The organism is Ilyomonas limi, assembly GCF_005233845.1.
GTDB lineage: Bacteria > Bacteroidota > Bacteroidia > Chitinophagales > Chitinophagaceae > Ilyomonas > Ilyomonas limi.
In genome coordinates this window covers 35,604-47,618 of the sequence record NZ_SZQL01000012.1, presented here as the reverse complement: position 1 = coordinate 47,618, position 12,015 = coordinate 35,604, and the positions used below count along the sequence as shown (strand labels likewise).

Below are 12,015 nucleotides of genomic sequence, written 5' to 3'. Positions count from 1 at the left end.
TAAAAATGATTTAATTACTGAAACGCAGGGTGAAATTGTTGCAGCGTAGCCCGCAAGTAATCCCGGTCTAAGTGCGTATAAATTTCGGTGGTGGTAATACTTTCGTGCCCCAGCATTTCCTGTACGGCACGAAGGCTGGCACCACCTTCTACCAAATGCGTGGCAAAGGAATGGCGGAATGTATGTGGCGAAATATTTTTGGTGATACCTGCTTTCGCTGCTAAATCTTTAATAATTAAAAACACCATAATGCGCGAAAGACTTTTTCCAAAGCGGTTTAAAAACAGCACATCTTCAAAACCTTTCTGAATGCGTTGATGCACCCTTACCCCATCTTTATAAATGGTAATATACTTGATGGCATCGCTGCCAATGGGTACCAGCCGTTCTTTATTACCTTTACCAATCACGCGTATAAAACCAACATCCAGATACAACCAGCTTAGGCGCAAATCCACCAGTTCACTCACGCGCAAGCCACAGCTATACAAGGTTTCCAGCATGGCTTTGTTGCGTGTGCCATCGGGCGTACTTACATCTATTTGCGCAATAATGTGCTCAATTTCCTCAAAGCTCAGTATATCGGGCAAAGCACGTTTTAGCTTCGGCGCTTCCAGCAGAGCAGATGGATCCACAGCCACTATATTTTCTGCCAGACAATACTTATAAAAACCACGAACGCCCGAAATAATGCGCGATTGCGACGAAGCAGTGATCCCCAGTCCGGCAGCCCATTGTACAAATTGTTGCAGGTCTTTTAACGTTAGCTCATCGGGTGCTTTCAGATTGTTGATTGCCTGTAAAAAATCAGTCAGCTTATCTACATCGCGCAGGTAAGCTGCTACCGAGTTAGCACTTAATGATTTCTCCAGTTGCAGATAAGCTTTAAATCCTTTTTTATATACTTCCCACATACAGCGAATATCTCTGTTTATTTTAAATTAAGAACGCTTGCTCCCGCAGTTTTCTTTCGCAGCAGAGAACAGGAGTTTAGTGAGGTTTCGCAGCATTTAATATCTACAAGGGTGTGATATATAAATGTTATGTTTGAGAGTAACATAATTAATATCATTGCGGGCACAGTAAAGCAATCTGTACTTAGCTTAAATCATTATTGATGACTTAACTGGATATTTGTAACAAAGTTTATCATCCATTATTACAGGTTTATATAGATTTCAATAACACTCACAAATAGCTTTACTGCGCCCGCAACAACAAACGAGCATCTGGAGTTTGGTATCTCTGCACAAACGCTATTTACTCCAGTTCTTTGCACTGAAAGAACAAGTATATTCTTATTACCTACTACTTCTTTATTTCACTCACAATATCTAACTGATATTTTCATGCTTTTATCTATGCTTTAGCATCTTAGTATTTGTATTAAAGTACAATATAGGTATCTTTGCAATAATGCTGTCTAAGAAGACAAAGTACGCCATTAATGCGCTTGTGTATCTTGCCCGCGAGCAAAGTAAAGCACCTGTGCAAATAAGTAAAATTGCAGAAAGCGAACGCATTCCCCGTAAATTTCTGGAAGCCATTTTGCTCGACCTCCGCAATGCGGGTATGCTAAGCAGCCGCAAAGGAAAGACAGGTGGCTATTACCTGCTTAAAAGCCCCGATGAAATAAATATTGCCGAAGTAGTGCGCCTGTTTGAAGGCGCTATTGCCCTGCTGCCCTGTGTTGCGCATAAATATTACGAACGTTGCGAAGAATGTAAAAATGAGGAAGTATGTGGAATTCGCGATGTGTTTGCCGATGTACGCAACGAAACCGTGAATATGCTTAAAAATGCTACATTAAGCAATATTCTTGAGCGTGAAAGAACGCTTGAAAATGATTCAGCGGAAAAAAGTTAAAATTTTTTTCGAATTAATTCCTATTAATCCAATAGGAATTATATGTTTGCAGTAAATTAATCTGCATGAAGAACCATACAATCAAAACACTGTTTGTGGCATTTACCTCATTTGCACTTACGCAGGTACAGGCACAGGCTGGCAATGCTATAGTTAAAGCAACACAAAGCGGACAAACGCCTGCTACAGGCCTTCAGGACTCTTTACAGAGAGGAGCAGTAACGGTTCCCCCTACACCGGTTGCTGAAGTGCCCAAGCCAGCCAATTCACTTAATATCTCGGTCGATATGCGTATACGCTCCGAGTTCAGGCACGGCTATAGAAACATTCCCTTAAAAGACACTGCACCGGCATTTCTCGTTAACCAGCGCACCAGGCTGAATGTTGATTTTAAAACTAAGCGCTTGGATTTTTATGCGTCCATACAGGATGCAAGAGTGTGGGGCGAGCAAGACCCGAGAGCAAGTCAGGGTACTACTTCCGGCACTACGGCTTCTCCTACTACTACTTTTCCTATTTATTTGTTTGAAGGGTATATTGAGCCACATTTTAATGACAAGTGGAGCGTTCGCATAGGCAGGCAAAGATTAGTATATGACAACCAACGGCTATTTGCTGAGAACGATTGGCGCCTTCCCGGCAACTCGCACGACGCAATACGTTTTATCTATAACAATAAAATTAACCTGAATACCGAACTCACATTTGCCTTTAACCAATCTGCAGAAAATACATTTACTACCACCTATGCTCCAAATGGTTTTAAGAACTACAAAGACCTGCTCGTGCATTATTTAAATTATAAGCTCAGCAAGAGTTTTATACTTACTACTATCAATACCATGGATGGCTACCAAAGTGCTTACGATTACAAAACCACGTATCAACGTTTTACCAGCGGCGGCAGACTGGAATACCAAACTTACAACTGGTACTTAACCGCAGCAGCATATTATCAGTATGGTAAAGACTCTTCAGGTAAAAAGTTAGCAGCTTATTATATCCAGCCCGAAATAAAATATTCTTCTAAAAATTTGGCTATCCGGCTTGGTATGGAGTACCTGAGCGGACAAGACAGCACAGCCAGCAAAGACAATAATTTTGTTCCGCTATATGGTGTAGCACACCGGTTTATGGGTAATCTCGATTTGTTTACCACCTTTCCAGGTGATGTAAAAAGTGGCGGTTTAATTAACCCTTACCTGTTCTTCCAATACCAGAAAAACAAATGGAGCATACGTCTTGAAAATCACTTGTTCTATTCGCATACAGGCTTTGCCTTCAAAGGAATGCCAGCTAACAATAAATATCTTGGTTTTGAAAATGACTGGCGCATCAATTACAAGCCCACGCCTGTTGTTGATGTGGAATATGGCTTTTGCTGGGCTGCCGTTACTAACTCTATGATTGAGGTAAAAAATTCAATCAAGTCGAAAGATGATTTAAGCAAATATTCAAAAACGCCTTACTGGACTTATCTCAGCGTGCGCTTTACACCTGTTATCGGCAAGTTTACTTTTTAAATTCTTAAAACAAAACCAACTGTTCTTTTAGCAAACCCCAATTCTTATTACAACCAAACCTTCATCATTTTATGACATATAAAAACCGTGTATTATTTACTGCTGTATTACTTCTTACCATCAGTTTCCAGGGACGCGAGCCAAGAGCACCTAAATCGCCCAAAGCTGTTTCTATATCCTTATCCGGCGCATTTGCATTATACCCTTTGGCGCAGGTATGGGCACAGGAATACAATAAAACGCATCCCGATGTACGGTTTGATATTCAAGCCGGCGGCGCCGGCAAAGGCTTTACCGATTGCATGAGCGGTGCGGTGGATGTGGGCATGTTTTCGCGCGAATTTTCGGATGCAGAAAAAGCAAAAGGTGTGTGGTATATAGCCGTGTGCAAAGACGCCGTATTGCCCACCATGAACCTCAAAAACCCCAATATGAAAGCGTTGCAGCTGAGAGGCGTTAAGAAAGCAGAGTTCGCCGGCATTTTTGTAGATAAAAGCATCTCTACCTGGGAGCAATTGTTGGGTACAAAAAATAGTTCGCCACACAAAATAAATGTATATACGAGAGCGGATGCTGCCGGTGCAGCCGATTCGTGGGCGGCTTTTTTCGGCAAAAAGCAGGAAAACCTCAAAGGCATTGGCATACCCAGCGACCCTGGTGTGGCAGATGCTGTGCGTAAAGATTTGAATGGCATTGGCTACAACAATACTTTATTTGTTTTTGACCCTAAATCCGGCAAAAAACTGCCCGGTATTGATGTAGTGCCCATTGATGTAAACGGCAATGGACAGATTGACCCGGATGAAAATTTTTACGGCAATCTCCACCAGTTTTTAAAAGCGGTAAATGATGGTAAATATCCTTCGCCGCCAGCCCGCAATCTGTATTTTATTACTAATGGCAAAAGCAATAAAAAAGAAGTGCTGGATTTTTTTAAATGGGTATTGACGGATGGACAACAATTTGTAGCACCCGCCGGCTATGTGGCGCTACCTAAAAACATAATAGCGGATCAGGTAAAAAAAATAAAATAACCCTTTATTCAATCCTCCTTTTCTGTTTCTACAGAAAAGGCATTTATCACCAACTCAAACGTAACTGAACATGAAAACAACAAAACATTTATTACTTATTCCGGCACTCCTCCTCTTCGCTTCCTGCGGAAGAAATGAGGACGCAAACAGCTCGAAAGAAACTGAGCAACAACAAGTGTCTATCTCTTTTTCCGGGGCATTTGCCTTATATCCTTTAGCACAAAAATGGGCAGAAGCATACAACAAAATGCATCCTGATGTACGCTTTGATATACAAGCCGGCGGTGCTGGCAAAGGTATGACAGACGCGCTCACCGGTGCGGTGGATATAGGTATGTTTTCGAGAGAAATAACCGATGTGGAAAAAAGCAAAGGTGTATGGTATATAGCGCTTTGCAAAGATGCCGTAATACCAACTATCAATCCGGCCAACCCATACATCAATACTATACGCGAACGCGGTATCACCAAAGATCAGTTTAAAGCCATTTTTGTTGATCAATCAGTAAAAACATGGGACGATTTGTTGAGTATAAAAAATGGCAAAGGAGCAAAAATAGATGTGTTTACCCGCTCGGATGCGTCGGGCGCTGCCGATTCGTGGGCGGCTTTTTTTGGCAAAAAACAAGAAAATCTTAAAGGCTTGGGTATGAACGGCGATCCGGGTGTTTCGGATGCAGTAAAGAAAGACAAAAACGGCATTGGCTATAACAATACTTTGTTTTTGTATAATATCAAAACAGGCAAACAGATTCCGGGTATTGAAGCCGTGCCGATAGATGTAAATGGCAATGGCAAAATAGATGCGGATGAAAAAAGCTATGGCGATTTGAACACTTTTTTAAAAGCGGTAAATGATGGTAAATATCCCGCACCACCTGCCCGCGATTTATACTTTGTTACTAAAGGCAAACCGGTTAAAAAAGAAGTGCTTGACTTTTTTAACTGGGTATTAAAAGACGGACAACAATTAGTGCAATCGGCTGGTTATGTGCCGCTGCCGCAAAATGTAATCAGCGAACAAATAAACAAATTGAAATAGTGAATCGTGAATTGTCAATATTGGATGGTGAATATTGACTTTAGTATCTGTTTATCACTTCTGATTGACAATTCACCATTCACAAACACACCACTCATAATACTTGCTCAAACAAACCTTTTATAAACCATGACTAAACGATTATTCATAGACAAACTTTCTTCCCGATGGATGGTACTATGCCTGTCTGTTTTGCTCTTGCTACCATTGGCAATAGGATTAGGACTAGTGATAAAGTCCAGCGATCTCTGGCTTACGCATGCTTTAGGTTCACTCATCTTTTCGCAAGACTGGAGCCCCAGCGAGAGCCAGTTTGGCTTTTGGCCTTTTATTCTCAGTTCGCTTTGGGTTACGGTAGTGGCATTGATTATTTCTATGCCGTTGTGCCTGCTGGCTGCTATTTTTCTTACCCAGTTTGCACCCACGTGGATGCTTAAAGTTATGCGCCCGGTAATAGACATCTTAGCCGGTATTCCATCAGTAGTATATGGCGTGTGGGGGGTGTTGGTAATAGTGCCGCTGGTGGCAGATATTATTGCTCCTATGTTTCACAATGAATCACTGGGCTATAGCATTCTTGCCGGGGCCCTTGTACTAAGCGTAATGAGTATTCCTTACATACTCAACATGATATTGGAAGTCTTTCGCCAAGTGCCGGTGGAGTTGGGCGAAGCCTCTTTATCATTGGGTGCAACTAAATGGGAAACCATTAAGTATGTGTTTTTGCGTAAGGGTGCAACGGGCATTATCTCAGCTTACGGGCTGGGCTTTTCCAAAGCATTGGGCGAAACCATTGCCGTAATGATGGTGATTGGCAATGTGGTGCAGGTGCCGGCATCGGTATTTGATGCAGGTTATCCGCTTCCTGCTTTAGTTGCCAATAATTATGGAGAAATGATGTCTATTCCAACGTATGATTCTGCCTTAATGTTTGGCTCGTTGTTACTCTTTATCATCATTATTACCATCAATGTTATTTTCCGCTACATCATCTATAAATCCGAAGCAATATGACACTTAACCGCAAGCTGGAAGAAAGCTTTTTTAAATATTTATCGGCTATTGTATCTGTATTAATTATTCTTGTATTAATACACATTGTATATAGCATTATTGCAAAAGGTGCTTCCGCCTTATCGTGGGAAGTATTGACGCAGGAGCCCAAAGGTGGCTTTTATATGGGTGGCGGCGGCGGTATTTTCAATGCTATTGTTGGCTCGTTGTACCTGGCGATTGGCGCTACCGTGTTAGCTTTTATTATTAGCCTGCCGGTTGCGCTGTTCATCAATATTTATTTAATCAAATATCCACGTACACTCATCGGCATTCGCTTTTTTCTGGATGTGTTATGGGGTGTACCTTCTATTGTTTTTGGTGCCTTTGGTTTTATCCTGCTGATGTATATGGGCATGCGCAATTCATTGGGAGCAGGCATTGTAACAGTAGCAGCACTCATTTCACCTATTATGATAAGAGCAATGGACGAAGTGCTGATGACCATTCCAAAAGGTTTGCAGGAAGCAGCGTATTCATTAGGTTCTACCAAAACAGAAACCGCTTTTAAAATTTTTTTCCGGCAGGCTTTGCCTGGCTTTGCAACAGCCATTTTATTAGCCTTTGGCAGAGGTATTGGCGATGCTGCTTCGGTGCTGTTTACTGCCGGCTATACCGATCATGTGCCGGAGAAATTGAGTGATCCGGCCGCAACCTTACCGCTTTCTATTTTCTTTCAATTAAGCTCGCCTATTGAAGAGGTACAAAACAGAGCATTTGCTGCAGCCATCGTGCTCACATTTATTGTATTAATCATCAGTATTACCGCAAGATTGTTATACCGAAAAAAATAACCTTATCCCGCCTCTTTTCCATAAGCGGAGAGAGAGAATTCCTCCAAATTTTAAATGAACCAACATGAAAACAGCAATAGTAACTGCAGAAAAAAGAGTAGAACATATTACCACCGAAGTGCCGATAATGAACATCAGCAATCTGAATGTGTATAGCAAATCGGCACATATTTTAAAGAACATCAATATTACCATTCCTAAAAATAAAATCACTGTATTGCTTGGTCCATCCGGCTGCGGCAAAACCACACTGCTCAAGTGCATGAACCGCCTGACAGATTTGTACAGTGAATTAAGATTAGATGGCACCATTGAAATAGATGGACAAAATATTTTAACCGAGCGCAACCGCATTACAGAGATCAGACAAAAGATGGGACTGGTAATGCAGCGTCCTTATCCTTTACCCATGAGCATTTATGATAACATTGCTTATGGCTTGAAACTAAAAGGTGTGCGTGATAAAAATGTTATTGCCGAAAAGGTAGAAAAACATCTGCGCGAAGTAGCCCTTTGGGATGAAGTAAAAGACCGTTTAAAAAGCAGTGCCCAACGCTTATCTATTGGTCAGCAGCAACGCTTGTGCCTTGCACGCGGGCTGGCAGTAGAACCTGAAATTATTTTGGCAGATGAACCTACTTCGGCGCTTGATCCCATTAGCAGCCGCGTGATAGAAGAACAGTTTAGCAAACTAAAGGATGATTACACCATCATCATGGTAACACATATTCTAAGGCAGGCAAAAAGATTGGCGGATTACGTAGTGTTTATGTATTATGGCGAAATAATAGAGCATGGCAATGCCGCTGATATTTTTGAAAATCCACAAACAGATATTCTTAAAGAATACATGAGAGTAGGACACTAATCCTACATCTGGGGTGTACGTTTGAGCAAAACCGGCTGTCTTGTCTAAGACAGCCTTTTTGTTTTTTATTTACTGCGAAAGCAGGAGATAAATAAAATATATAAATTATTTTCTGCAACACTTTGCACCTTAGCACTTTCGAAGTGTGCTTTTCAGGTTACTAATTTCTACAGAAAAATATTTATACTGTAGTTTGCACCCGAATATTTATTCAACAGAACATTTTTATATGCCAGCATCATTTACCATAACCGCTAATTTCGTAAACATCTTTCAACAACAAATTTACCCGGTACATCTTACGGTAGAAAATGATAGTATACAAAGCATAACAGAAGCAAAAGATGCAGATGCAACTACGCTTCCTTATTTATTGCCTGGCTTTATAGATAGTCATGTGCACATTGAAAGCAGTATGCTGGTGCCACAACAATTTGCGCGGTTGGCAGTAGTGCATGGCACAGTAGCAACAGTAAGCGATCCGCATGAAATAGCCAATGTATGTGGTATGGCTGGTGTAGATTATATGATTGAAGATGGGAAAAAAGTCCCTTTCAAATTCTATTTTGGCGCGCCGAGTTGTGTGCCTGCAACGGTGTACGAAACTGCTGGTGCTTTGCTTGATAGTAAAGATGTGAAAGCGTTATTACTACGCAATGAAATACATTACCTCAGCGAAATGATGAACTTCCCCGGTGTGTTGCACAAAGATGAAAAAGTGATGCAAAAAATAGCGGCCGCCAAAGCACTTAACAAGCCGGTAGATGGACATGCACCCGGCTTGCGTGGCGACCAGGCAAAGCAATATATTGATGCCGGTATTAGCACCGACCATGAATGTTTTACTATTGAAGAAGCAACAGATAAGTTGCAATATGGCATGAAAATTATCATTCGCGAAGGCAGTGCTGCCCGTAATTTTGAAGTATTAGTACCGCTGTTGAACGAACACTACAACAACATTATGTTTTGCAGCGATGACAAGCATCCCGATAGCCTGGTGCAGGGACATATTAATATACTTTGTGCAAGAGCAGTTGCAAAGGGTATTGATGTGTTTAAAGTATTGCAGGCAGCTTGCATCAATCCTGTTGTACATTATGCGTTAGATGTTGGTCTGTTGCGCGAAGGGGATAAAGCAGATTTTATTATAGTTAATAATTTAAAAGTTTTCGAAGCAACAGCTACATATATCAATGGACAAAAAGTAGCTGAAGGAGGCAAGAGTTTAATTACTACAACTACTTCTGAGGTTATTAATAATTTCAGCTGCAAACCTATTGATATAGCAGCCTTGCAAATGCATGCAAACAATTACATTAATAACGATGGATTAATACCTGTAATAGAAGCATTGGATGGCGAATTGATCACTAATAAACGATGGCTATCGCCTAAGACGGAAAATAATTTATTGATAAGCGACACCGAAACTGATGTTTTGAAAATGGCAGTGGTCAATCGCTATCGCGATGCGCCGGCAGCTACCTGTTTTATTAAAAACTTTGGACTGAGGAAGGGTGCTATAGCCTCTTCTGTTGCGCATGATAGTCATAATATTATTGCTGTTGGTGTAAGCGATGAAGATTTGTTACATGCCATCAACATAATAATTAAAAACAAAGGTGGTATTAGCTGTGTTGATGGCAATGAACAAATGGTATTACCCTTACCTGTTGCCGGATTGATGAGCACCAGTGATGGCTATATAGTAGCAGAAAATTATACATCCATTACTGCAATGGCAAAGAGATTAGGCAGTCCTCTACAGGCTCCATTTATGACACTGAGCTTTATGGCACTACTCGTTATTCCGCATCTGAAACTAAGTGATAAAGGTTTGTTTGATGGTGACACTTTTTCTTTTATATAAAGCTGTTCTTATAATCTATTTTTAATAAGCATGCCGCATGTTATACCAGTTTGAAAATTCGTTTTTTGCTCTATAGGATCTCTTTTCCATAGCCTTTTATATTAGCAGGAAATATATTATGATAATGCACTGCAATTTTTAAAACTTACCTATCATAGTATTCTTTAGTGTAAATATCCTATAAATAAACTCTTACACAGAATAAAGCCCGGATTAAACGACCTTTCTATATATTTGTAAACCCAAATTAAAAAATAGTACAATGTAAAATGTAATTTCTTTCGGATAAAACAGATAGTACACTGTCCGGCAGTTGACTATCATTATTCACCTTTAAAGAAAGAAATTATGCTTATTCTGCAAAACATTGCTTATTTGCATCCGAATAAAGAGTTGTTGTTCAGCAACATCAATTTAACAGTCAATAATCACGAAAAGTTAGCTTTAATTGGTAATAATGGTGTGGGAAAATCTACCCTCCTGAAGATTATTGCAGGCGCATTACAGCCTTCTGACGGGCAGCTAAGTATAGGAACCAAGCCTTATTATGTTCCACAAATTTTTGGTCAATATAATCACCTTACCATTGCACAGGCTTTACGCATTGAGGACAAAATCAACGCGCTAAAAGCAATCCTTAACGGCAACGTGACGGAAGCTAACCTTGCTATACTCGATGACGATTGGACTATTGAAGAACGTTGTACAGCAGCGCTACATTACTGGCATCTGGAAGGTTTGGATTTGACACAAAAAATGGAAACCCTAAGCGGCGGACAAAAAACGAAAGTTTTCCTCGCCGGCATCTCCATTCACCAACACCAGTTTGTTTTACTGGATGAACCAAGTAACCATTTAGACACAGCAGGAAGGCAATTATTATACAGCTTTGTTCAATCTACGTCCAGCACTTTGATGATTGTAAGCCACGACAGAAAATCATTAAATCTTTTAGATACTATTTGTGAGTTAAGCAGGCGGGGTATAACGGTTTATGGCGGCAATTATGAGTTTTATGCAGTGCAAAAGGAAATAGAAAACAATGCATTGAACGAAGACATTAAAAGCACAGAAAAAGCCTTGCGAAAAGCTAAAGAAAAAGAACGCGAAACAGTAGAACGGCAACAAAAATTAGATGCGCGCGGAAGAAAAAAGCAGGAAAAAGCGGGAACACCAACAATTATGTTGAATACACTGAGAAACAACGCGGAGAAGAGTACATCCAAAATAAAAAGCGTTCATGCAGAAAAGATAGGCGGCATTTCGCAGGAGTTACAAGCACTGCGAAAAGAACTGCCCGAGATAGATAAAATGAAGTTTGGCTTTGATAATGCTGCATTGCACAAAGGCAAAATATTATTCACTGCTACCGGCATCAATTTTAGCTACAGCCTGCAATCACTCTGGAATGAAAACCTGAACATACAAATTGTAAGCGGCGAAAGAGTTGCCCTGAAAGGGTTGAATGGTTCGGGCAAAACTACTTTGATAAAAATAATGCTGGGAAAATTAGAACCCACTACCGGAACCGTTTACAGGGCACATAGTACATCGGTGTATATAGATCAGGATTATTCACTAATCGATGATAGACTCAATGTGTATGAACAAGCCCTACGATTTAATACTTCAGCCTTACAGGAACACGAAATTAAAATCAGGCTCAGCCGTTTTTTGTTTACAAAAGAAGATTGGGATAAGGCTTGCAGTGCATTGAGTGGTGGCGAAAAAATGCGGTTAATGCTTTGTTGCCTTACAATAAGTAATCAGTCGCCGGATATCATAGTATTGGACGAACCAACCAATAATTTAGATCTTCAAAACATAGAGATATTAACAGCCGCTATCAATGAGTACCAGGGAACACTCATAGTAGTTTCGCACGATGATTATTTTTTGGAGCAGATACAGGTAGTGCGAACGATTGAACTGTCTTCTTTTTAATGTTTCCTGCCTTAGTTT

10 protein-coding genes are annotated in these 12,015 nt (G+C 40.5%); 9 read left to right on the top strand and 1 reads right to left on the bottom strand.

Translation table 11 applies throughout. The features are described 5' to 3' along the window. Positions 1 to 14: 14 nt before the first annotated feature. Positions 15 to 914 (bottom strand): site-specific tyrosine recombinase XerD, encoded by a 900-nt coding sequence (gene xerD / locus FC093_RS14800; protein WP_137262580.1) that lies wholly within the window; start codon positions 912 to 914, stop codon positions 15 to 17. A 502-nt stretch (positions 915 to 1,416) separates the two neighbouring features. Between xerD and FC093_RS14795 the strand changes: the two genes are divergently transcribed. The 9 genes from FC093_RS14795 to FC093_RS14755 all read left to right on the top strand — a co-directional run bounded on the left by FC093_RS14795 (position 1,417) and on the right by FC093_RS14755 (position 11,997). Beyond that, positions 1,417 to 1,866: an RrF2 family transcriptional regulator gene (locus tag FC093_RS14795; protein ID WP_137262579.1), complete on the top strand. Its 450-nt coding sequence runs from the start codon at positions 1,417 to 1,419 to the stop codon at positions 1,864 to 1,866. A 65-nt stretch (positions 1,867 to 1,931) separates the two neighbouring features. Continuing rightward, positions 1,932 to 3,389 (top strand): alginate export family protein, encoded by a 1,458-nt coding sequence (locus tag FC093_RS14790; RefSeq protein WP_137262578.1) that lies wholly within the window; start codon positions 1,932 to 1,934, stop codon positions 3,387 to 3,389. Positions 3,390 to 3,460: 71 nt separating this feature from the next. Then, positions 3,461 to 4,423, top strand: a complete 963-nt coding sequence (locus FC093_RS14785; RefSeq protein ID WP_137262577.1) for a PstS family phosphate ABC transporter substrate-binding protein — start codon at positions 3,461 to 3,463, stop codon at positions 4,421 to 4,423. A gap of 70 nt (positions 4,424 to 4,493) precedes the next feature. Then, the gene (locus tag FC093_RS14780) at positions 4,494 to 5,465 is read left to right on the top strand and encodes a PstS family phosphate ABC transporter substrate-binding protein (RefSeq protein WP_137262576.1); all 972 of its coding nucleotides are present in this window, start codon (positions 4,494 to 4,496) and stop codon (positions 5,463 to 5,465) included. Between the two features lie 129 nt (positions 5,466 to 5,594). Beyond that, entirely contained in the window at positions 5,595 to 6,479 is an 885-nt protein-coding gene (gene pstC, locus FC093_RS14775; protein ID WP_206106581.1) for a phosphate ABC transporter permease subunit PstC, read from the top strand. Further along, positions 6,476 to 7,312, top strand: coding sequence for a phosphate ABC transporter permease PstA (pstA, locus tag FC093_RS14770; protein ID WP_137262575.1), 837 nt, complete (start codon positions 6,476 to 6,478; stop codon positions 7,310 to 7,312). The genes pstC and pstA overlap by 4 nt, the downstream gene beginning before the upstream one ends. Before the next feature lie 64 nt (positions 7,313 to 7,376). Next, positions 7,377 to 8,180, top strand: coding sequence for a phosphate ABC transporter ATP-binding protein (locus FC093_RS14765; protein WP_137262574.1), 804 nt, complete (start codon positions 7,377 to 7,379; stop codon positions 8,178 to 8,180). A 229-nt stretch (positions 8,181 to 8,409) separates the two neighbouring features. Continuing rightward, positions 8,410 to 10,053 carry an adenine deaminase gene (gene ade / locus FC093_RS14760; protein ID WP_137262573.1) on the top strand — a complete coding sequence of 548 codons (1,644 nt, stop codon included), beginning with the start codon at positions 8,410 to 8,412 and terminating at the stop codon, positions 10,051 to 10,053. Between the two features lie 348 nt (positions 10,054 to 10,401). Beyond that, positions 10,402 to 11,997, top strand: a complete 1,596-nt coding sequence (locus tag FC093_RS14755) for an ABC-F family ATP-binding cassette domain-containing protein (RefSeq protein ID WP_137262572.1) — start codon at positions 10,402 to 10,404, stop codon at positions 11,995 to 11,997. The last annotated feature ends 18 nt before the right edge of the window (positions 11,998 to 12,015 follow it).